The sequence below is a fragment of the Inmirania thermothiophila genome (genome assembly GCF_003751635.1).
In the GTDB taxonomy this organism is placed as follows: domain Bacteria; phylum Pseudomonadota; class Gammaproteobacteria; order DSM-100275; family DSM-100275; genus Inmirania; species Inmirania thermothiophila.
The window spans coordinates 938,076-959,401 of record NZ_RJVI01000002.1 but is presented as its reverse complement, the minus strand read 5'-3'; the positions used below and the strand labels follow the sequence as shown (position 1 = coordinate 959,401).

Annotated in this window: 19 protein-coding genes and 1 pseudogene; 11 read left to right on the top strand and 9 right to left on the bottom strand. The window is 73.9% G+C overall.

Annotated elements, in window-relative coordinates; all coding sequences use genetic code 11:
- Positions 1-34 precede the first annotated feature (34 nt).
- Positions 35-910: a UTP--glucose-1-phosphate uridylyltransferase GalU gene (gene galU, locus EDC57_RS10145; RefSeq protein WP_123401728.1), complete on the top strand. Its 876-nt coding sequence runs from the start codon at positions 35-37 to the stop codon at positions 908-910.
- Here galU and EDC57_RS10140 read toward each other — a convergent pair.
- The 3 genes from EDC57_RS10140 to EDC57_RS10130 all read right to left on the bottom strand — a co-directional run bounded on the left by EDC57_RS10140 (position 880) and on the right by EDC57_RS10130 (position 2,853).
- Positions 880-1,575, bottom strand: coding sequence for a YqiA/YcfP family alpha/beta fold hydrolase (locus EDC57_RS10140; RefSeq protein ID WP_123401727.1), 696 nt, complete (start codon positions 1,573-1,575; stop codon positions 880-882). The two genes, galU and EDC57_RS10140, sit on opposite strands and share 31 nt — an antisense overlap.
- A gap of 95 nt (positions 1,576-1,670) precedes the next feature.
- Entirely contained in the window at positions 1,671-2,153 is a 483-nt protein-coding gene (locus EDC57_RS10135; protein WP_123401726.1) for a DcaP family trimeric outer membrane transporter, read from the bottom strand.
- Positions 2,125-2,853, bottom strand: coding sequence for a DcaP family trimeric outer membrane transporter (locus tag EDC57_RS10130; RefSeq protein WP_123401725.1), 729 nt, complete (start codon positions 2,851-2,853; stop codon positions 2,125-2,127). Before EDC57_RS10130 ends, EDC57_RS10135 begins: the two co-directional genes overlap by 29 nt.
- A 276-nt stretch (positions 2,854-3,129) precedes the next feature.
- On the opposite strand from EDC57_RS10130, the gene EDC57_RS10125 reads away from it, so the two are divergent.
- The 4 genes from EDC57_RS10125 (at position 3,130) to EDC57_RS10110 (ending at position 5,598) form a co-directional block, all read left to right on the top strand.
- Positions 3,130-3,333: a YgaP family membrane protein gene (locus EDC57_RS10125; RefSeq protein ID WP_123401724.1), complete on the top strand. Its 204-nt coding sequence runs from the start codon at positions 3,130-3,132 to the stop codon at positions 3,331-3,333.
- 71 nt (positions 3,334-3,404) lie between these two features.
- The gene (locus EDC57_RS10120; protein ID WP_123401723.1) at positions 3,405-4,016 is read left to right on the top strand and encodes a CoA pyrophosphatase; all 612 of its coding nucleotides are present in this window, start codon (positions 3,405-3,407) and stop codon (positions 4,014-4,016) included.
- Positions 4,017-4,047: 31 nt separating this feature from the next.
- Positions 4,048-5,244 carry a cofactor-independent phosphoglycerate mutase gene (locus EDC57_RS10115; RefSeq protein ID WP_123401722.1) on the top strand — a complete coding sequence of 399 codons (1,197 nt, stop codon included), beginning with the start codon at positions 4,048-4,050 and terminating at the stop codon, positions 5,242-5,244.
- A 57-nt stretch (positions 5,245-5,301) separates the two neighbouring features.
- Positions 5,302-5,598, top strand: a complete 297-nt coding sequence (locus EDC57_RS10110) for a cytosolic protein (RefSeq protein ID WP_123401721.1) — start codon at positions 5,302-5,304, stop codon at positions 5,596-5,598.
- 18 nt (positions 5,599-5,616) lie between these two features.
- On the opposite strand, the gene EDC57_RS10105 is transcribed toward EDC57_RS10110, so the two are convergent.
- From EDC57_RS10105 to EDC57_RS10085, 5 genes and pseudogenes are all read right to left on the bottom strand, one after another.
- Positions 5,617-7,578 carry an acetoacetate--CoA ligase gene (locus EDC57_RS10105; RefSeq protein WP_123401720.1) on the bottom strand — a complete coding sequence of 654 codons (1,962 nt, stop codon included), beginning with the start codon at positions 7,576-7,578 and terminating at the stop codon, positions 5,617-5,619.
- Positions 7,575-8,123: an NUDIX hydrolase gene (locus EDC57_RS10100; protein WP_123401719.1), complete on the bottom strand. Its 549-nt coding sequence runs from the start codon at positions 8,121-8,123 to the stop codon at positions 7,575-7,577. Before EDC57_RS10100 ends, EDC57_RS10105 begins: the two co-directional genes overlap by 4 nt.
- Complete coding sequence (locus tag EDC57_RS10095) at positions 8,120-10,414, bottom strand: NADP-dependent malic enzyme (RefSeq protein ID WP_123401718.1); 2,295 nt, start codon at positions 10,412-10,414, stop codon at positions 8,120-8,122. The genes EDC57_RS10100 and EDC57_RS10095 overlap by 4 nt, the downstream gene beginning before the upstream one ends.
- A gap of 115 nt (positions 10,415-10,529) precedes the next feature.
- Positions 10,530-11,303 carry a nucleoside triphosphate pyrophosphohydrolase gene (mazG, locus tag EDC57_RS10090; RefSeq protein ID WP_211331980.1) on the bottom strand — a complete coding sequence of 258 codons (774 nt, stop codon included), beginning with the start codon at positions 11,301-11,303 and terminating at the stop codon, positions 10,530-10,532.
- A 57-nt stretch (positions 11,304-11,360) separates the two neighbouring features.
- A pseudogene (locus EDC57_RS10085) lies at positions 11,361-12,044 on the bottom strand (NAD-dependent deacylase); the annotation flags it as partial.
- Positions 12,045-12,178: 134 nt separating this feature from the next.
- Here EDC57_RS10085 and EDC57_RS10080 point away from each other — a divergent pair.
- The 3 genes from EDC57_RS10080 to EDC57_RS10070 all read left to right on the top strand — a co-directional run bounded on the left by EDC57_RS10080 (position 12,179) and on the right by EDC57_RS10070 (position 14,633).
- Positions 12,179-12,844: a metallophosphoesterase gene (locus tag EDC57_RS10080; protein WP_245995226.1), complete on the top strand. Its 666-nt coding sequence runs from the start codon at positions 12,179-12,181 to the stop codon at positions 12,842-12,844.
- Between the two features lie 129 nt (positions 12,845-12,973).
- Positions 12,974-13,312 carry a P-II family nitrogen regulator gene (locus EDC57_RS10075; protein ID WP_123401717.1) on the top strand — a complete coding sequence of 113 codons (339 nt, stop codon included), beginning with the start codon at positions 12,974-12,976 and terminating at the stop codon, positions 13,310-13,312.
- A 22-nt stretch (positions 13,313-13,334) separates the two neighbouring features.
- Positions 13,335-14,633, top strand: coding sequence for an ammonium transporter (locus EDC57_RS10070; RefSeq protein WP_123401716.1), 1,299 nt, complete (start codon positions 13,335-13,337; stop codon positions 14,631-14,633).
- 20 nt (positions 14,634-14,653) lie between these two features.
- Here EDC57_RS10070 and glgB read toward each other — a convergent pair whose 3' ends face one another.
- A complete protein-coding gene (gene glgB, locus EDC57_RS10065; RefSeq protein WP_123401715.1) occupies positions 14,654-16,831 on the bottom strand; it encodes a 1,4-alpha-glucan branching protein GlgB in 2,178 nt (725 codons plus the stop codon).
- Between the two features lie 101 nt (positions 16,832-16,932).
- Here glgB and glgC point away from each other — a divergent pair, with 101 nt between their 5' ends.
- From glgC to malQ, 3 genes are read left to right on the top strand one after another with little or no spacing between them, the layout of a single operon-like run.
- Positions 16,933-18,201, top strand: a complete 1,269-nt coding sequence (glgC, locus tag EDC57_RS10060; RefSeq protein WP_123401714.1) for a glucose-1-phosphate adenylyltransferase — start codon at positions 16,933-16,935, stop codon at positions 18,199-18,201.
- Entirely contained in the window at positions 18,188-19,873 is a 1,686-nt protein-coding gene (locus tag EDC57_RS10055; protein ID WP_281272256.1) for a glycoside hydrolase family 57 protein, read from the top strand. The genes glgC and EDC57_RS10055 overlap by 14 nt, the downstream gene beginning before the upstream one ends.
- Positions 19,870-21,315, top strand: coding sequence for a 4-alpha-glucanotransferase (malQ, locus tag EDC57_RS10050; protein ID WP_123401713.1), 1,446 nt, complete (start codon positions 19,870-19,872; stop codon positions 21,313-21,315). Before EDC57_RS10055 ends, malQ begins: the two co-directional genes overlap by 4 nt.
- The last annotated feature ends 11 nt before the right edge of the window (positions 21,316-21,326 follow it).

The following is a 21,326-nucleotide window of genomic DNA, read 5'->3' as shown; positions in this document are numbered from 1 at the left end:
CGGTCCACGCACCCGACGGAGGAGGAAGCCCAAGGTGAAGGTACGCAAGGCCGTCTTTCCGGTCGCCGGGCTCGGCACCCGGTTCCTGCCCGCCACCAAGGCGAGCCCCAAGGAGATGCTGCCGGTGGTGGACAAGCCGCTGATCCAGTACGCCGCCGAGGAGGCGGTGGCCGCCGGCATCAGCGAGCTGATCTTCGTCACCAGCTCCGCCAAGCGCGCCATCGAGGACCACTTCGACAAGAACTTCGAGCTGGAGGTGGAGCTGGAGCGGCGCGGCAAGCACGCGCTGCTCGAGCAGGTGCGCCGCATCGTCCCGGCGGGGGTGAGCTGCGTCTACGTGCGCCAGCCCGAGGCCCTGGGCCTCGGCCACGCGGTGCTGTGCGCCCGCCAGGTGGTGGGCGAGGAGCCCTTCGCGGTGATCCTCGCCGACGACCTCATCGACGGCGGCGACCGTCCCGTGCTGGCGCAGATGGTGGAGGCCTTCGAGCGCGAGGGGGCGAGCATCCTCGCGGTGGAGGAGGTGGACCCCGAGGAGACCCACAAGTACGGGGTGGTCAAGCCCGAAGGGGGCGAGGGGGCGTTGGTGCGCATCCGGGGCATCGTCGAGAAGCCGCACCCGGAGGTGGCGCCCTCCAACCTCGCGGTGGTGGGGCGCTACGTGCTGACGCCGCGGATCCTCGACCTGCTCGAGCACACCGAGCGCGGCGCCGGCGGCGAGATCCAGCTCACCGACGCCATCGCCGAGCTCCTCCATCACGAGCCCGTCTTCGCCTACCGCTACCGCGGCCGGCGCTACGACTGCGGCAGCAAGCTGGGCTATCTCGAGGCGACGGTGGAGTACGGGCTGCGCCACCCGGAGCTGGGCGAGGACTTCCGCCGCTACCTCGCAGGCCGCTGCCCCGGGCTCTGAGGCGCCGCCTCCCTGCGCCCGAGGCGCGGATCCAGCGCGGCGCCCCACGCCCGCAGCGCGCGCCAGAGGGTCTCGAGGCGGTCGGTGAGGGCGTGGTCGGCGGCGAGCAGCAGCAGCTCCGCCTGCGGATTGCGCTCCAGGTAGCGGACGCTGTCGCTCCAAGGGACCACCTCGTCGCGGATGCCGTGCACCACCAGCGCCGGCAGGGTCCGGCGGCCGGGCTCGGCGGGGTGGCGGCGGGCGTCCTCGACGAGCCCGTAGTGGAGGCGGTGCCGGCCGCCCCGGGCGTAGTGCGCCACCTCCATCCAGCCGCGGCGCCGCCATGCGTCGTGGGCCGCTTCGCCGATGTGGGCGAGGTAGCGCTCGAGGAAGCGGAAGGCGGGGGCGAGGAGGGCGAGGGCGGCGACGCGCGGCTCGTCGTCGGCGACGAGGGCGGCCACGTACCCCCCCATGCTGGAGCCGACGAGGGCCACGGGCCCCGGGGCGGCGGCGATGCGCCCGCGCACCGCCTCCACCTGGGCCGTGAGGGTCAGGGTCTCGAAGCGGGGGAGGTTGAGGTCGGGGGTCTCGAGGTCGATGCCGCACGCGGCGAGGCGCGTGCGCAGGAAGGTCCCCTTGGTGGTGGCGGGCCCCGAGGCGAAGCCGTGGAGATAGATCCAGTGCATGCTGCCCGATCCGCGCCGGCGTCGGCGCGAGGATGCCACGAAAAGGGGGGAGGGGTCGCCCCCTCCCCCCGGGCGGCGGCGGTCCGCCGGCGCGCTCAGAAGACGTAGCGGCCGGAGAACTGCAGGCGGTTGAGCTCGCCCTCGTCGCCGTTGAAGAGCTCGCGCTTGCCGTAGAGGTACTCGATGCCGTAGCGCACGTTCTTCTGCGGGCTCCACATCAGGTTCAGGTGCACCGACTGCACCGTCTCCTCCTCGGTGTCGGCGAGGCCCGTCTCCTGGTCGATGTCGGCGATGCCGTAGACCAGGTTGGAGCGCACCGTCGGCGTCCACCAGTGCTGATAGGCGACGAAGCCCTGCACCGACGAGACCGCGCTCAGGGTGCCGTCGGCCCGCAGCACGGCGTCGGGGGAGAGGGCGAGGCTGGCGTAGCGGCCGATGCCGTCGCCGCCGTTGATCTCGAAGCGGAGGTTGTCCTTGCCCCCGCCCACATTGATGCGCCCGCCCACGGCGCCCCAGAAGGCGGTCTCGGTCTCGTCCTTGGTCCCCTCGTTACGCAGCTGCCGGAAGACGCCCAGCACCGAGACGGTGCCCCAGGCGCGGTTCCAGTTGATTGACGCGGCCGATGATGTCGGGGATCTGGTCGTCGTCCACGACCATGAAGCTGCCGCCGGAGGCGTCGAAGAGGAACGACTCCGGGTTCTCGAAGGCGAGCTGGAAGCTGCCGCCCTCGAAGGGGAAGGTGAGCCGCACCTGGCCCTGGCGCACGAAGCTGTCGCCGGCGGGGCCGCCGAAGTCGTTGGTCTCGGGCAGCGCCGGCAGGATCATCACCGTCGACCAGGTGCGCCCCATGAGGATGTTGTTCCAGGTGAAGTAGGCGTGGCGGATGCGCGCCCCGCGCGAGTTGGACACCACCTGGTTGCCCTCGGCGGTGTCGAAGTCGAACTCCAGGTGGCTGTTGAGGGGGCCCTTGTCGGTGGGGGTGGAGGTCTTGATCCAGACCCGGCTCTCGCGGCCGTTGAACTGGATCTGGTCGGTGCCCTCCTCCTTGCCGTCGATGGGGATGGCCGAGGGCGTGAACTCGATGTTGGCCTGCGAGTCCTCGCCGGCGGTGACGTCGTTGTAGATGATGTCGAGCTTGACGTAGCCGCCGAGGTCGAGCTTGGTGCTGGTGCCCGGCACCTGGAACTCGACGGCCGCGGCCGGGGCCGCGGCGAGGGCGGCGGCCAGGGTGCCGGCGGCGCTCGCGGTGGCGACGAAGGAACGGCTGCCTCGCGTCATGGTGCTCTCCTTCCTCTCTCGGGTGTCTCGACGGAAAGCCCCACCCTCTTCTGCCCCGGGGTGGTGGCGGGGGCCCCTCCCCGGCCGCCGGAGACGTTCCGGAACGACCGGACCAAAACGCAGTTTTGACCCCTATACAACAATTGCAAGACCAGCGTTGCCCCGATGCGCCGACGTCCACGGCCGTTGCCCAGACGCTACAGGGCCGCAGGCGTGGATCAGAATATCATCGGATGCTAAAGTACCGCCCCTGCGACCGCACGGGAGGACGAAGCCATGACGGTGGATCGACTGGTGCTGGCCTTCGCGGGCCTCTTCATCCTCGCAAGCCTGGCCCTCGCGCAGCTGCACGACCCGCGCTGGCTGTGGTTCACGGCCTTCGTGGGGGCGAACCTGCTGCAGGCGGCCTTCACCCGCTTCTGCCCGCTGGCGCGGATCCTCGCCCGCCTCGGCGCACCCAGGGGCACGATCTTCTCCTGACCCGGGTCAGGGCGGCCGGCGGCGGCCGCGGTACAATGGCCCGGCCCGCCGCGGGCGGGCCGGGACCGAGGATGGAGACCGACACGCTCATCTGCCGCCTGCGCCGTGCCGTTGCCGGGCCGCCCGGCGAGGCCGGCGGCGACCATCGCCTCGATCCGGGGCTGGCGCCGCGCGCCCCGGCGGTGGCGGCGGCGGTGCTGGTGCCCGTGCTCCGCCGGCCTGCGCCCACCGTCCTCCTCACCCGCCGCACCGACCATCTCCACGACCACGCCGGCCAGGTGAGCCTGCCGGGGGGGCGCTGCGAACCCGGCGATCCGCACCCGGAGGCCACCGCCCTGCGCGAGAGCGAGGAGGAGATCGGGCTCGCCCCGGGGGCGGTGGAGATCCTCGGGCGCCTGGAGCGCTACGAGACCGTGACGGGCTTCGCCATCACGCCGGTGCTGGCGCTGGTGGACGGCGGTTTCGTGCCGCGGCCCGACCCCTTCGAGGTGGCGGAGGTCTTCGAGGTGCCGCTGGCGCAGGTCCTCGATCCCGCCGCCTACCGCCTGGAGCGGCGCGAGGTGGCGGGCCGGCGGCGCACCTTCCGCGTCCTGCCCCACCCGCGGCACTTCATCTGGGGGGCCACCGCCGGGATCCTCTACCGGCTCGCCTGCCGCTGCGCCGACGCCGCCGCCGGGGTATGATCGGCCCCCGGTCCGCTCCCGGAGGTCCCCGGTGAAGTACCTGATCGTCGTCGGCGACGGCATGAGCGACGAGCCCGTCGCCGCCCTCGGCGGGCGCACCCCGCTCGCGGCCGCGTGCACGCCGCACCTCGACCGCATGGTACGCGCGGGGGTGGGGGGCGCGGCGCGCCTGACTCCGGAGGGCTTCGAGCCCGGCAGCGACGTCGCCAACCTCGGGCTGCTGGGTTGCGACGTGCGCGAGGGCTACACCGGCCGCAGCCCGCTGGAGGCGGCGGCGATGGGGGTCGCCCTCGGACCCGGCGACGTCGCCTTTCGCTGCAACCTGGTCAGCCTCGCGGGGGAGGGCACCGTCATGGGCGACTTCTCCGCCGGGCACATCGGCAGCGCCGAGGCGGCGGAGATCGTCGCCGACCTGGACCGCCGCCTCGGCGGCGACGGCATCCGCTTCCACGCCGGCGTCGGCTACCGCCACCTGATGGTCTGGGCCGGCGGGAGTGATGCCGTGCGCTGCGTGCCGCCGCACGACATCATGGGCCGGGCGCTCGCGCCGCACCTGCCGACGGGGCCCGGGGCGGAGCGGCTGCGGGGGCTGATGGAGGCGGCGCGGGCGATCCTCGCCGACCACCCCGTCAACCGCCGCCGGCGCGCGCGGGGGGAGGCGGCCGCGGACGGCATCTGGCTCTGGGGGCAGGGGCGCAGGCCGCGCCTTGCGCCGCTCGCCGAGCGCTTCGGGGTCACGGGCGCCATGATCTCGGCGGTGGATCTGCTCAAGGGCATCGCCCTGCACCTGGGGATGGAGGTGGTGGAGGTGCCGGGCGCCACCGGGTGGATCGACACCGACTACGAGGGCAAGGCCGCGGCGGCGATGGCGGCCCTGGATCGGCACGATCTCGTCTGCGTCCACCTGGAGGCGCCGGACGAGGCCGGGCATGCCGGTCGCGCCGACCTCAAGGTGCAGGCCATCGAGGATCTGGACCGGCGGCTCCTGGGGCCGCTGCTGGCGCATCTGGAGGCGCGGGGCGGGCCGTGGCGCGCGCTGGCCCTGCCCGACCACCCGACCCCGGTGCGCCTGCGCACCCACGCCGCGGGGCCCGTGCCCTTCGCCGCCTGCGGCGAGGGCATCGCCCCCGACGGCAACACGCGCTACGACGAGGACCTGCTCGCGCACCCGGGGCGGGTCTTCGACCCGGGCCACGGGCTCCTGCCCTGGTTCCTGGGGCGGGGCTGAGGCGGCGCGGCCGCGCAGCGGCTATCCTCAGGGCAGGCGTCCCATGGAGGCAGGGTCATGCGTGCCTATCTCCTCATGACCGGCAGCGGCCCCCTGGTGATCCTCACCTCCCACGCCAGCCTCACCGACCCCTCGCTGCTGGAGAAGCTGCGCGCCAAGGGGGTGGAGAAGTTCATCGCCTATCCCATCCCCCTGGAGGAGGCGAGGGCGCGCTACGGCGGGCACTTCCAGGTGGTGGTCAACGACCTGCGCGAGAGCGACGACCTGCGCGTGCTCGACTACAACGGTGAGCGCGCCTTCCGCCTCTTCCGCCTGCGGGACCTCGGCGAGCCCATCGTCCACGACCCGGACTGAGGCCCGGGGCGCGCGGTCCTAGCGCGCCAGCGCCTCGCGCAGGGCGGCGATGGCGTCCAGCGCCTCGGGGTTGGCGAGGGCGTCGCGGTTGGTCACCGGCTCGCCCTGGATGACGCGGGTGGCGGCGAGCTCCACCTTCTTGCCGCTGATGGTGCGGGGCACGTCGGGGATCTGGAGGATGCGCGCGGGGACGTGCCGCGGCGTGGCGTTGCGGCGGATCTCGTCGCGGATGCGCCGCGCGAGCGCCTCGTCCAGGGTCAGCCCCTCGCGCAGGACCACGAACAGCACCACGCGCACGTCGTTGTCCCAGGGCTGGCCGATGACCAGCGAGTCCACCACCTCGTCCAGCCCCTCCACGACGCGGTAGATCTCGGCGGTGCCGATGCGCACCCCGCCCGGGTTGAGGGTGGCGTCGGAGCGGCCGTAGACGATGACGCCGCCGCGCGGGGTGATCTCGATGTAGTCGCCGTGGCGCCACACGCCGGGGAAGTGGCGGAAGTAGGCGTCGCGGTAGCGCTCGCCGTCGGGGTCGTTCCAGAAGCCCACCGGCATGGAGGGGAAGGGGGCGGTGCAGACCAGCTCGCCCTTCTCGCCGATGACGGGACGGCCGGTCTCGTCCCAGGCCTCCACGCGCATGCCGAGACCGCGCTTCTGGATCTCGCCGGCGTAGACGGGGCTTATGGGCGAGCCCAGCATGAAGCAGGAGACGATGTCGGTGCCGCCGGAGATGGAGGCGAGCTGCAGGTCGGCCTTGACGTTGCCGTAGACCCACTCGAACTGCTCGGGGGCGAGGGGCGAGCCGGTGGAGAGCAGGGCGCGCAGGCGCGAGAGGTCGAAGTCGCGCCCCGGGACGAGGCCCGCCTTCTCCACCGCGGAGAGGAACTTGGGGCTGGTGCCGAGGACGTCGAGGCCGAGCCGCTCGGCGAGCCGCCAGAGCACGCCGAGGTCCGGGTGCGAGGGGCTGCCCTCGTAGAGGACCACGGTGGCACCCACGAAGAGCGCGCTCACCAGCCAGTTCCACATCATCCAGCCGCAGGTGGTGAAGTAGAGGATGCGCTCGCCGGGGCGCAGGTCGGTGTGGAGGATGAGCTCCTTGGCGTGCTGGATGAGGGTGCCGCCGGCGCCGTGGACGATGCACTTGGGCGCGCCGGTGGTGCCGGAGGAGTAGAGGATGTAGACCGGGTGGTCGAAGGGCAGGGCCGCGAACTCGATCTCCTCGGCGTCGCCGGCGAGCGCCTCGGCCCACGGCACGGCGCCGCGGATCCCGCCGAGATCGGGGGCCTCCGAGAGGTAGGGCACCACCACCACGCGCTCGATGGCCGGGATCTCCCGCGCCACGTGGGCCACCCGCTCCAGGGTGTCGAAGCGGCGGCCGTTGTAGAAGTAGCCGTCGGTGGCGATGAGGACCTTGGGCTCGATCTGGCCGAAGCGGTCCATGACGCCGCGGAAGCCGAAGTCGGGGCTGCAGGAGGACCAGATGGCGCCGAGGCTGGTGGCGGCGAGCATGCCGATCACGGTCTCGGGGCGGTTGGGCATGAAGGCGGCGACGCGGTCACCCGGCCCGACGCCGGCCTCGCGCAGGAAGCGGGCGAGGCGCGCCACCTGCCGGTGCAGCTCGGCATAGGTCAGGGTGACGGGCTCGCCGCCGCGCTCGTCGGCGGCGATGAGCGCCGGTGTGTCGTCGCGGCGCGAGAGCAGGTTCTCGGCGAAGTTGAGGGTGGCGCCGCGGAACCACCGCGCCCCCGGCATCCGCGGATCTTCCAGCACCGCGTGGTAGGGGGTATGGGCGCGGATGCCCACGAAGTGCCACACGCTCTCCCAGAAGGCCGCAAGGTCGCTCACGGACCACGCCCAGAGGCTGTCGTAGTCGGCGGCCTCGACGCCGTGGCGCTCGCGCACGAAGCGCATGAAGCGGGTCAGGTTGGCGCGCTCGATGCGCTCCGGCGAGGGGGTCCAGAGGGGTCGCACGGAATCGCTCATGGGCTCCTCCTTCCTCCGCGCTGTGGCGGGATTCTACCTGCCGGGGGGGCGAGCGCGAGCAGCAGGCCGATCAGGGTCTTGGCGTCGCGGATGGTGCCGTCGCGGCACCAAGCGAGGGCCTCGCCGGCATCCACCCAGTGCACCTCGATGCACTCGTGCCGCTCGTGGGCGGTGCCCACCCGCCGCAGCCCCTCGGCGCGGAAGACGTGGATCACCTCGTCGCAGAAGCCGGGCGTGGTCAGGAACGAGGCCACCGGCGTCCACCGCGCCGCCTCGACGCCCGCCTCCTCGGCGAGCTCGCGGCGAGCGGTCTCGAGCGGGTCCTCACCGCGGTCGATCTTGCCCGCCGGCAGCTCCCAGAGCCAGCCCCCGGCGGCGTGGCGGTACTGGCGCAGCAGGCACACGCGCCCGGCCTCCAGCGCCACCGCCGCCGCGCCGCCCGGGTGGTGCACCACTTCGAGCGCGATGCGCCGCCCGTCCGGCAGCACCGCCTCCTCGATGCCGAGGTCGACGACGCGGCCGCGATGGATCGGACGCCGGCTCACACCGCGACCAGGGCGCGCTCGCTGCCGTGGAGCTGGGCGTCCACCACCGCGAGGGCGGCGGCGTTGACGATGCGGCGCACCGTGGCCGAGGGCGTGAGCACGTGCGCCGGGTGGGCGCAGCCGAGCAGGATCGGGCCGATGGCCACCCCGTCGCCGAGGACCTTGAGCAGGTTGTAGGCGATGTTGGCGGCATCCACCGTGGGCATGATGAGCAGGTTGGCGGTGCCGTGCAGGCGCGAGTTGGGGAAGATGCGGGCGCGGATGGCCTCGCTGAGGGCGGCGTCGGCGTGCATCTCGCCCTCCACCTCCAGGTGCGGGGCGCGGCGCATGAGGATCTTGAGCGCCTCGCGCATCTTCTGCGCCGAGGGCGCCTCGGAGGTGCCGAAGTTGGAGTGCGACAGCAGCGCCACCTTCGGATGGATGCCGAAGCGCTGCACCTCCTCGGCGGCGAGCATGGTGATCTCGGCGATCTCCTCGGCGTCGGGGTCGGCGTTGACGTAGGTGTCGGCGATGAAGAACGTGCCCTGCTTGAGCACGAGCACGTTCATGGTGGCCACCTGCCGCACCCCGGGGCGCCGCCCGAGGACGTCGATGACGTGCTTGAGGTGGCGGTGGAAGCGGCCGGTGGTGCCGCAGATGAGGGCGTCGGCGGCCCCGCGCAGGACCATCAGGGCGGCGATCACGGTCTGGCGCGTGCGCACGATCTTGCGCGCGTAGTCGGGCGAGACCCCGCGCCGCTCCATGATGCGGTGGTACTGCTGCCAGTACGACTTGTACTCGGGGTGGTCGAGGATGTTGACGAGCTCGTAGTGCTCGCCCTCCACCAGGCGCAGCCCCAGCTGCTCGATGCGGCTGCGGATCACGCTCGGGCGGCCGATGAGGATCGGGCGCGCCAGCCCCTCGGCGACGATCTGGCTCACCGCCTGCAGCACGCGCGGCTCCTCGCCCTCGGCGAAGGCGATGCGCTTGGGATCCTGCTTGGCGCACTCGAAGATGGGCTTCATCACCAGCCCGGACTTGAAGACGAACTGCTGCAGCCGCTCGCGGTAGGCGCGGAAGTCCTCGATGGGGCGGGTCGCCACCCCCGTCTCCATGGCGGCGCGCGCCACCGCCGGCGCGATCTCCACGATCAGGCGCGGGTCGAAGGGCTTGGGGATGAGGTAGTCGGGGCCGAAGCGCAGGCTCTGCCCGCCGTAGGCGGCGACCACGATGTCGGAGGGCTCGGCCAGGGCCAGGTTGGCGATGGCCTTGACGCAGGCGATCTTCATCGCCTCGTTGATGGTGGTGGCGCCGACGTCCAGCGCGCCGCGGAAGATGAAGGGGAAGCAGAGGACGTTGTTGACCTGGTTGGGGTAGTCGGAGCGCCCGGTGGCGATGATGGCGTCGGGGCGCACCGCCTTGGCCTCCTCGGGCAGGATCTCCGGCACGGGGTTGGCCAGGGCGAGGATGATCGGGCGCTCGGCCATCCGTGCCACCATCTCCTGCGTCAGCACCCCGGGGGCGGAGAGGCCGAGGAAGATGTCGGCGCCGACGATGGCCTCGCCGAGGGTGCGGGCCTCGGTGTCGGCGGCGTACTCGGCCTTGCGCGGGTCCATGTCGGCCTCGCGGCCGCGGTGGATGACGCCGTGGCGGTCGCAGACGATGACGTGCTCGCGCCGCAGGCCCAGGCTCACCAGCAGGTCGAGGCAGGCGAGCCCCGCCGCCCCCGCGCCCGAGGCCACCAGCCGCACCTCCTCGATGCGCTTCTCCACCACGCGCAGGGCGTTCAACACCGCGGCGGCGACGATGATGGCGGTGCCGTGCTGGTCGTCGTGGAAGACCGGGATGCGCATGCGCTCGCGCAGCCTGCGCTCGATCTCGAAGCACTCGGGGGCCTTGATGTCCTCGAGGTTGATGCCGCCGAAGGTGGGCTCGAGGCTGGCGACGATCTCCACGAAGCGCTCGGGGTCGCGCTCGTCGATCTCGATGTCGAAGACGTCGATGCCGGCGAACTTCTTGAACAGGACCCCCTTGCCCTCCATCACCGGCTTCGCCGCCAGCGGCCCGATGGCCCCGAGCCCCAGCACCGCGGTGCCGTTGGTGACCACCGCGACCAGGTTGGCGCGCGAGGTGACGCGCCCGGCCTCGGCGGGGTCGGCGACGATGGCCTCGCAGGCCGCGGCCACGCCCGGCGAGTAGGCCAGCGCCAGGTCGCGCTGGTTCGACAGGGGCTTGGTGGGCGTGACCTCGATCTTGCCGGCGGTCGGCGAGCGGTGGTAGTGCAGGGCGGCTTCACGCAGGTCCTCGGGCATGGGCTCCTCCGCAACGCGAACGCCGCCGCCTCCCGGGGGGAGCCGCGGCGGCGGGGTGGGGGGCGGGCCTTCCGCTGCCGCGCCCCAAGCCGTTCAATTCTAGCATAAGCATGGGTTATGACCTGGCGGCCTCGGCCGCCTTGGCCTCCGCCCACAGGGCCTCGAGGGCCTCGGCATCGAGCGCGGCGAGGGCCGTCCCGCGCGCCGCGGCGAGGCGTTCCATGGTCCGGAAGCGGGCCTCGAAGCGGGCGGTGGCGCGGCGCAGGGCGTCCTCGGCGTCCACCCCCAGGTGGCGGGCGAGGTTGACGGCGGCGAAGAGGAGGTCGCCGAGCTCGTCGGCGAGCCGGGCGCGGTCGCGGGCGGCGAGCTCGGCGGCGAGCTCCGCCGTCTCCTCGCGCACCTTCTCCAGCACCGCCTCCGGCGCGTCCCAGTCGAAGCCGACGCGGGCCGCGCGCCGCTGCACCTTGGCCGCCCGCACCAGCGCCGGCAGGGCGAGGGCGATGCCGTCGAGGGCGCTGTCCGCCGCGCCCCGCTCGGCGGCCTTGATGGCCTCCCAGTGGCGGCTCTGCGCCGCGGCGTCGTCCACCGACGCGTCGCCGAAGACGTGGGGGTGGCGGCGGCGCATCTTGGCCACCAGCCCGTCGATGACGGCGCGCAGGTCGAAGGCGCCCTGCTCCTCCGCCATGCGGGCGTGGAAGACCACCTGGAAGAGGAGGTCGCCCAGCTCCTCGCGCAGGGCCCCGAGGTCGCCGCGGGCGATGGCGTCGGCGACCTCGTAGGCCTCCTCGATGGTGTAGGGGGCGATGGTGGCGAAGGTCTGGGCGCGGTCCCAGGGGCAGCCCCGCTCCGGGTCGCGGAGCCGTGCCATGAGGTCGATGAGGCGGCGCAGCCGCGCCGCGTCGTCCTCGAGGGCGGGGGCGAGCCCGGGGAAGGCGGCGGCGATCAGGCGCGGGAGCACCCCGGCGGCGGGGCCGCGGAGCACGTGGTGGGCGTGCGCGCTGAGGGGGGTCGCCTCCGGGTTGATCTCCGCCACCACGGCGCCCGCGGCGAGCGCCACCCGCGCGAGGGAGGCGGCCGGCTCCACCCGTGCCGAGGTACCCACCACCAGCAGGACCTCGCACGAGGCGGCCGCCGCGCGGGCGGTGTCGAGGGCCTCGGCGGGCACCGCCTCGCCGAACCACACCACGTCCGGGCGCAGCAGCGCGTCGCAGCGGGGGCAGTGCGGCGGGTGCGGCGGCGGGGGGAAGGGGTAGCGGGCGGCGCAGCCGGTGCAGCGGGCGCGGGTGAGGGTGCCGTGCAGCTCCACGAGGCGGCGGCTGCCGGCGCGGCGGTGCAGCCCGTCGACGTTCTGCGTCACCAGCGTGAAGTGCTCGGACTGGGCCTCCGCGAGGGCGAGGGCGCGGTGGGCGGCGTTGGGCTCGGCGCGGGCGACGAGGGCGTGCCGCCAGGCGTACCAGTCCCAGACCAGCGCGGGGTCGCGGGCGAAGGCCTCGGGGGTGGCCAGCTCGTGGGGGTCGTACCGGGCCCAGAGGCCGGTGGCGGCGTCGCGGAAGGTGGGCACGCCGCTCTCGGCGGAGACGCCGGCGCCGGTGAGGACGGCGATGCGCCGGGCCTTGGCCAGCGCCTGCACGAGGGCCTGCGGCGGGACGGGTTCCTCCACGCCCCCGTTGTAGAGGGCGCGGCGCCTGGGGTCAAGCGCGGCCCTGTACAGGGGCCGGCCGGCGCCCTACCTTGTAGGGGTCGAGCTGGGGGATCGCGGGGCAGGTGGTCGAGCACTACAGCCGCAACACCGAGGGCCGGGACTTCGTCTGCGGCGACATCCACGGCGAGTACCGGATGCTGGAGCGGGCGCTCGCGCAGGTGCGCTTCGATCCGGCGCGCGACCGCCTCTTCTGCGTCGGCGACCTGGTGGACCGCGGCCCCGCCTCCCGCGAGGCCCTCGACTGGCTCGCGAGGCCCTGGTTCCACGCCTGCCGCGGCAACCACGACGAGTTCGTGCACACCGCGGTGCACAACGTCGACGACCTCTCCTGGTGGGTGGGGGTCAACGGCGGCGACTGGTGGCTGGGCGTGGACCCGCCCACCCGCGAGCGCTTCGTGGAGATCTTCGCCCGCCTTCCCCTCGCCCTGGAGGTGGAGACCGACGCCGGGCTGGTGGGCATCGTCCACGCCGACGTGCCCTGCGGTATGCCCTGGGCGGAGTTCACGGCACGCCTTGCGGAGGACGCGGAGCTGCGCCAGTTCGCGCTGTGGAGCCGCCAGCGCGCCCGCGGCCTGTGCACCGAGCCCGTCCCCGACGTGGTCCGGGTCTACTGCGGCCACACCGTCTTCGACGATGTGGCCCGCATCGCCAACGTCTGGTTCATCGACACCGGCGCCGGCTACGGCTTCGAGGGGGCCCGCCTGACCCTGCTGCCCCTCGCACCGTAGCGGTGCACCCCGCGCCAGCCTGGTGCGCCGGCGCCGTGCCGGCCGGTGCACGGTGCGGTCCTGCAACGGCTTCGCGACCTGGCACGCCGCCTGCAGGGCAGGGGGCGGGTCCAACATGGGAGCGGGGTCATGAAGCTCGTCACCGCCATCATCAAGCCGTTCAAGCTGGACGAGGTGCGCGAGGCGCTGGCCGAGGTGGGCGTGCGCGGGGTCACCGTCACCGAGGTCAAGGGCTTCGGCCGCCAGAAGGGGCACACCGAGCTCTACCGCGGCGCCGAGTACGTCATCGACTTCCTGCCCAAGGTCCGCCTCGACGTCGCGGTGGAGGACGGGCTCGTGGAGCAGGTGGTGGAGACCATCGTGCGCGCGGCGCGCACGGGCAAGATCGGCGACGGCAAGATCTTCGTGCTGCCGCTGGAGCAGGCGGTGCGGATCCGCACCGGGGAGGCCGGCCATGAGGCGCTCTGAGGGACGCGGACGGGGCGGGGCGATGCCCCTGCACCGCGGGGGGGTGCGGCGGCGGCTGCTCGGTGCGGCGGCGCTGCTGGCTTCGGGGCCTGCGCCGGCCGCGGAGCTCGCACCGGGCGACACGGCCTGGATGCTCACCGCCACCGCGCTGGTGCTGCTGATGACGATCCCGGGGCTGGCCCTCTTCTACGCCGGCATGGTGCGCGCGCGCAACGTGCTGTCGGTGATGATGCAGTGCTTCGCCATCACCGCGCTGGCCTCGGTGCTGTGGGCCCTGTACGGCTACAGCGTCGCCTTCGGCGGCGAGGGCGCGTTCTGGGGCGGGCTCGCCAAGGCCTTCCTGCGGGGCCTCACCCCGGAGGCTCTCAGCGGGACCATCCCCGAGTCGGTGTTCATGACCTTCCAGATGACCTTCGCCGTGATCACGCCGGCGCTCATCGTCGGCGCCTTCGCCGAGCGGATGCGCTTCTCCGCCCTGCTCTGGTTCACGGGGCTGTGGCTGAGCCTCGTCTACGCCCCGGTGGCGCACTGGGTCTGGGGCGAGGGCGGATGGCTCGCGGGGCGGGGCGTCCTCGACTTCGCCGGCGGCACCGTGGTCCACGTCAACGCCGGCGTGGCCGGCCTGGTGGCGGCCCTCGTGCTGGGGCCGCGCCGGGGCTATCCGGCGACGCCGATGCCGCCCCACAACCTGACCCTGACGGTGACGGGGGCGTCGCTGCTGTGGGTGGGCTGGTTCGGCTTCAACGCCGGCTCGGCCCTGGCCGCCGACGGCACCGCGGGGATGGCGATGGCGGTGACGCAGCTGGCCACGGCGGCGGCGGCGCTCGCCTGGATGTCCGCCGAGTGGGTGAGCCACGGCAAGCCCAGCGTGCTCGGCATCGCCTCCGGAGCGGTGGCGGGCCTGGTGGCGATCACGCCGGCGGCGGGCACGGCGGGGCCCATGGGGGCGCTGGCCATCGGTGTCGCCGCGGGCCTCGGCTGCTTCTACGCCGCCACCCGCCTCAAGCGCGCCCTGGGCTACGACGACGCCCTCGACTGCTTCGGCGTCCACGGCGTGGGCGGCCTCATCGGCGCGCTCCTCACCGGCGTCTTCGCGGCCCCGGCGCTGGGCGGGGCCGGCCTCGGCGAAGGCGTCGCGGGCATCGGCGAGCAGGTGGCGGTGCAGGCCCTGGGGGTCGCGGCCACCATCGCCTACACCGCGGTGGCGAGCCTCGTCATCCTCAAGGGGCTGGACCGGGTCGTCGGCCTGCGCGTGAGCGAGGAGCAGGAGCTCGAGGGGCTCGACCTCGCCCTCCACGACGAGCGCGGCTACATCCTGTGAGGCCGGGGGCGGGCGCCGTGTCAGGCGTCCGCCTCCGGCTCCAGGACGAGGCCCGCGAGCGGGGGCAGCGTCAGCACCAGCGAGGCCGGCCGGCCCATCCAGGGCACCGGCTCGGCCTCCACGGCGCCGGCGTTGCCGAGGTTGCTGCCGCCGTAGAGGGCGGAGTCGGAGTTGAGGATCTCGCGGTAGCGGCCGGCGTGGGGGACGCCGAGGCGGTAGCCGTGGCGCGGCACCGGCGTGAAGTTGAGCACCACCACCACGAAGCGCTCGCCGTCGCGCCGCAGGAAGCTCAGCACCGACTGGTCGGCGTCATGGCAGTCGATCCACTCGAAGCCCTGGGCCTCGAAGTCGTAGCGGTGCAGGGGCGTGCGGCTGCGGTGCAGGGCGTTGAGGTCGGCGACGAGGCGCATGACCCCCTGCCGCGCGGGGTCGTCGCAGAGGGGCCAGTCCAGCTCGGCGTCGTGGTTCCACTCCCGCTCCTGGGCGAACTCCCCCCCCATGAAGAGGAGCTTCTTGCCCGGGTGGGTCCACATCCAGGTGTAGAGCAGGCGCAGGTTGGCCATGCGCTGCCAGGCGTCGCCCGGCATGCGCGCGATCAGCGAGCCCTTGCCGTGGACCACCTCGTCGTGGGAGAGGGGCAGCACGAAGTTCTCGCTGAAGGCGTAGAGCAGGCCGAAGGTGAGGCGGTCGTGGTGGTACTTGCGGTGGATCGGGTCGTGGCCGAAGTAGTCCAGGGTGTCGTGCATCCAGCCCAGGTTCCACTTCATGGAGAAGCCCAGCCCCCCGAGCCAGGTGGGGCGCGAGACCATGGGCCAGGCGGTGGATTCCTCGGCGATCACCACCGCCCCCGGGCAGCGCTCGTGGACGACGCGGTTGAGCTCGCGCAGGAACGCGATGGCCTCGAGGTTCTCCCGCCCGCCGTAGACGTTGGGCAGCCACTCGCCGTCGCGGCGCGAGTAGTCGAGATAGAGCATGGAGGCGACGGCGTCGACGCGCAGCCCGTCGAGGTGGAACTCCTCGAGCCAGTACAGCGCGCTGGCGAGGAGGAAGTTGCGCACCTCGTTGCGGCCGTAGTCGAAGACCAGGGTGCCCCAGTCCGGGTGCTCGCCGCGGCGCGGGTCCGGGTGCTCGTAGAGGGGCGTGCCGTCGAAGCGGGCGAGGCTGTCCTCGTTGCGCGGGAAGTGCCCGGGCACCCAGTCCAGGAGGACGCCGATGCCGCGCCGGTGGAGGTGGTCGACGAAGGCGCGGAAGTCGTCGGGCGTGCCGAAGCGGGAGGTGGGGGCGAAGAAGCCGGTGGTCTGGTAGCCCCAGGAGGCGTCCAGCGGGTGCTCGGTGACGGGCAGCAGCTCCACGTGGGTGAAGCCCAGGGTCTCGACGTGGTCGGCCAGCCGTTCCGCGAGCTCGCGGTAGCCGAGGAAGCCGCCGTCGGGGGCGCGCCGCCACGAGCCCAGATGCACCTCGTAGATGCTCATGGGGCGGTGCAGCCAGGGCGCGCGGGCGCGCTGCGCCATCCACTCGGCATCGCCCCAGGCATGGGCGGGCGCGGCGGGGACGCGGGCCGCCGTGCCCGGCCTCGGCTCGAACCAGCGCCCGTAGGGGTCGGACTTGAGGAGGATGTGGCCTGCGCGGGTGCGGAGCTCGAACTTGTAGTGGCTGCCGGCCGGGATCCCGGGCAGGAACAGCTCCCACACCCCGGAGCCGCCGCGCGAGCGCATGGGGTGGCGCCGCCCGTCCCAGCCGTTGAAGTCGCCCACCACGCTCACGCGCTCGGCGTTGGGGGCCCAGACGCCGAAGAGGACGCCGGGGACGCCGTCGGCCTCCCAGGGGTTGGCGCCGAGGAAGCGCCAGGCGTGCCAGTGGCGGCCCTCGCCGAAGAGGTGGAGGTCGAAGTCCGGGATCTGGGGCGGGAAGCAGTACGGGTCCCAGGCCTCGTGCCAGCGCCCGCCCGCACGCCAGCGCAGGCGGTAGCGGGGCGGCACCGCCCGCGCCGGGCCCTGCCAGGCGAACAGCGCCGTCCCCGCCACCCGGCCGAGGGTCGGCCCGTCCACCACCGCCACCTCCTCGGCGTCCGGGATCAGCGCGCGTACCGCCACCTCGCCGGTGCCCGCGTAGTGGCGGCCGAGGATGCGGAAGGGGTCGTGATGGCGGAAGCCGAGCAGCCGCGCGATCTCCGGGTCCGAAGGGTCCAGTGCGTCCATGTCCGGTGCTTTCCGCTCCCCGTGATGCGGGCTACAGTAGGTGCGTCGGCGGGGTCCGCCGAGGCGGGTAGGGTAACCGCCCGCGCGCGTGGGAGGGAACCATGGCATTCCGCTACAGCGCACGCTTCGTCAGCCGCCTGACCCGCGACACCCTCGCCCTGGTGCTCGCGGGCGGCCGCGGCACCCGCCTGCGGGACCTCACCAACTGGCGGGTCAAGCCGGCGGTCCCCTTCGGCGGCAAGTTCCGCATCATCGACTTTCCGCTCTCCAACTGCCTCAACTCGGGGATCCGCCGCATCAGCGTCCTCACCCAGTACAAGGCCCATTCGCTGACCCGCCACATCCAGCAGGGATGGAACTTCCTGCGCGCCGAGCTCGGCGAGTTCATCGAGCTGCTGCCGGCGCAGCAGCGCACCGGCGAGGGCTGGTACGCGGGCACCGCCGACGCCGTGTTCCAGAACCTGGACATCATCCACGCCCACCGCCCCGAGTACGTGCTGATCCTCGCCGGCGACCACATCTACAAGATGGACTACGGCGCGCTGGTGGCGGCCCACGTGGCCAACGACGCCGACGTCACCGTGGCCGCCATCGAGGTGCCGCGGGCCGAGGCCCGCGCCTTCGGCGTGATGGCGGTGGACGAGCACGGCCGCGTCACCGCCTTCGCCGAGAAGCCGGCCGATCCCGCGCCGGTGCCGGGGCGTCCCGACGTCGCCCTGGCCTCCATGGGGATCTACGTCTTCCGCCGCGCCTTCCTCTACGACATCCTCTTCGCCGACCACGAGGATCCGGCCTCGAGCCACGACTTCGGCCACGACGTCATCCCCCGCGCCATCGCCACCGCCCGGGTCTATGCCTACCCCTTCCGCGATCCCGCCACCGGGCGGCCCTACTACTGGCGTGACGTGGGCACCGTGGACGCCTTCTGGCGCGCCAACCTGGAGCTGCTGGACGTCACCCCGGAGCTCAACCTCTACGACGCCGAGTGGCCCATCTGGACCTACCAGGAGCAGCTGCCGCCGGCCAAGTTCGTCTTCGACGACGACTGGCGCCGCGGCATGGCGGTCGACAGCATGGTCTCGGGAGGCTGCGTGATCTCGGGCGCGTTCCTGCGCCGCTCGCTCCTCTTCTCCAACGTGCGCGTGGAGGAGGGCAGCGTCCTCGAGGAGTGCGTGGTCCTGCCCGACGTGGTGATCGGCCGCGGCTGCCGCATCCGCCGCGCGGTCATCGACAAGGGCACGCGCATCCCGGACGGGACGGTGATCGGCGAGGACGAGGCCGACGCCGCGCGCTTCCACGTCACCGAGCAGGGCGTGCGCCTGGTGGTGCCGGAGATGCTGGGCCAGGAGATCCACCGTGTCCCGCGCTGACCGCCTGCCGGTGGTCTTCCTCTGGCACATGCACCAGCCTTGCTACCGCGACCCCGAGGACGGCCGCTATCACCAGCCCTGGACCTATCTCCACGGCATCAAGGACTACACCGACATGGCGGCCCACCTGGAGGCCCACGAAGGGATGCGGGCGGTGGTCAACTTCGCCCCTGTGCTGCTCGATCAGCTCGCCGAGTACGCCGAGGCCGTCGCCGCCCACCTGCACGAGGGGGCGCCCCTGCCCGACCCGCTGCTCGCGGCCCTCGCCGAAGGCGCGCCGCCGGCGGGCGAGGCGCGCGAGGCGGTGGTGCGCGCCTGCCTGCGCGCCAACGAACACCGCATGATCGCGCGCTTCCCCGCCTACGCCCGGATGGTGCGCATCGCCCGCGAGGCCCTCGCGGCGCGGGCCGGGGTGGCGTGGCTCGGGGACGCCTTCGTCGAGGACCTCGTCGTTTGGTACCACCTGGCGTGGATGGGCGAGGCGGTGCGCCGCGCGGACCCGCGCCTGCGCGACCTCATGGCCCGCGAGGGCGGCTTCGGCGCCGCCGAGCGGCGCCTCCTCCTGGAGCGGGTGGGGGAGCAGCTTGCGGGCATCCCCGGCCGCTACCGTCGCCTGTGGGAGGCGGGGCGGGTGGAGCTTGCGGCGAGCCCCTGGGGGCACCCCATGCTGCCGCTGCTGCTCGACTTCGCGGCCGCCCGCGAGGCCTGGCCGGAGGCGGCGCTGCCGGCGAGCAAGGGCTACCCCGGCGGCGAGGCGCGGGTGCGCTGGCACCTGGCCGAGGCCCGCCGCGCCTTCGCCCGCCACTTCGGCCGCGAGCCGGCGGGCTGCTGGCCGTCGGAGGGCGGGGTGAGCGAGGCCGCGCTGCGCCTCGTCGGCGAGGCGGGGTTCCGCTGGGCGGCGAGCGGCGAGGGGGTGCTGCGCAACAGCCTCGGCGGGGCCCCCGAGGGGCGGGACTGGGTCCACCGCGGCTACCGCCACGGCACGGGCCCGGCCCTCTTCTTCCGCGACGACGGCCTCTCCGACCTCATCGGCTTCCAGTACGCCGCGCGCGAGCCCGCCGAGGCGGTGGCCGACCTCGTGGGGCATCTGGAGAACATCGACGCCGCCACCGCCGGCCGTCCGGGGCGCGTGGTGGCCGTGATCCTCGACGGCGAGAACGCCTGGGAGCACTACGCCGAGAACGGCTTCCCCTTCCTCGACCGCCTCTACGGCGCCCTCGAGGACCACCCGCGCCTGCGCCCGGCCACCTTCGAGGGGCTGCTCGAGGAGGGGCTGCCGCTGGCGCCGCTCGGGCGCGTCGTGGCCGGGAGCTGGGTCTACGGCACCTTCTCCACCTGGATGGGCGATCCCGACAAGAACCGGGCGTGGGACGCGCTGGTGGCGGCGAAGCAGGCCTTCGACGAGGCCGCCCCGGCCCTCGGCGGGGCCGCGCGCGAGGACGCGGTGCGCCGGCTCGCGGTCTGCGAGGGCTCGGACTGGTTCTGGTGGTACGGCGACTACAACCCGCCGGAGGCGGTGCGCGACTTCGACGCCCTCTACCGCCATCACCTCGCGGCCCTCTACCGCGCCCTCGGGCGCGAGGTCCCGCAGGGCCTCGCGGCGCCCCTCGGCGAGGGCCACGGCGCCCCGGCGGGCGGCGGCACCATGCGCCCGGGGCGGGAGGGGGCGTGAGTCCGATCCCCGGCGGCCGCGCCGCCGGCGTCCTCTGCCACGTCACCTCGCTCCCGGGGCCCGACCCGGACGGCGGCACCCTCGGCGCCGAGGCGCACCGCTTCGCGCGCTGGCTGGGGGAGGCGGGGCTGCGCTGGTGGCAGGTCCTGCCCCTGGGGCCGACCCACGAGGACCGCTCCCCGTATCAGCCGCTCTCGGCCTTCGCCGGGGATGCGCGCCTGATCGACCTCGAGGCCCTCGCCGCCGAGGGCTGGCTCGACGACCCGCACCGCCCGCGCGCCGAGGCCCTGGCCGCGGCGCGGCAGCGCCTCGAGGCGGGCGCGGACGAGGCGGCGCGGGCCGACTACGCGCGCTTTTGCGCCGAGGCCGCGGCGTGGCTCGAGGACTACGCCCTCTTCGCCGCCCTGCGCGCGGCCCACGGCGGCGCGCCCTGGTGGCGCTGGCCCGCGCCCCTGCGCGACCGCGACGCGGCGGCCCTCGCCGAGGCGGCCCGGGGGCTCGCCGACGCGGTGGCGCAGGTGCGCTTCGAGCAGTTCGTCTTCTGGCGCCAGTGGCGGCGGCTGCGGGAGGCGGCGGCGGGGGCCGGCGTGCGCCTCATGGGGGACCTGCCCATCTTCGTCGCCCTCGACAGCGCCGAGGTCTGGGCCGCGCGGGGGCTGTTCGACCTCGACGCCGAGGGCCGCCCGCGCACGGTGGCCGGGGTGCCGCCGGACTACTTCAGCGCCGACGGCCAGCGCTGGGGCAACCCCCTCTACCGCTGGGAGGTCCACGCCGCCGACGGCTACCGCTGGTGGGTCCGGCGCGTGGGCTGGCTGCTGCGCCACTTCGACCTCGTGCGCATCGACCACTTCCGCGGCTTCGCCGCCTGCTGGGCGATCCCCGCCGGCGAGCCCACGGCGCGCAACGGGCGCTGGGTGCCGGGGCCGGGGCGGGCCCTCTTCGACGCCCTGCGCAAGGCCCTCGGGCCGCTGCCGCTGGTGGCCGAGGACCTGGGCTACATCACCGACGACGTGGTCGCGCTGCGCGAGGGGCTGGGGCTGCCGGGGATGCGGGTGCTGCAGTTCGCCTTCGACGGCGGCGCCGACAACCCCCACCTGCCCCACAACCACGCCCGCGACCTCGTGGTCTACACCGGCACCCACGACAACGACACCACCCTGGGCTGGTTCGAGGGCCTGGACGGCGCGGTGCGCGGGCGCGTGCTGGACTATCTCGGGCGGCCGGGCGAGCCCATGCCGTGGCCGCTGGTGCGCGCGGCGCTGGCCTCGGTGGCGGTGCTCGCGATGGTGCCCATGCAGGATCTGCTGGGGCTCGGCGCCGGCCACCGCATGAACCGCCCCGGCACCACCGAGGGCAACTGGCGCTGGCGCTTCGGCTGGGCGCAGGTGCCCCCGGACCTGGCCGCGCAGGTCGCGGCCCTCGCCGCGCTCTACGGCCGCTGAGCCGCGCGGCG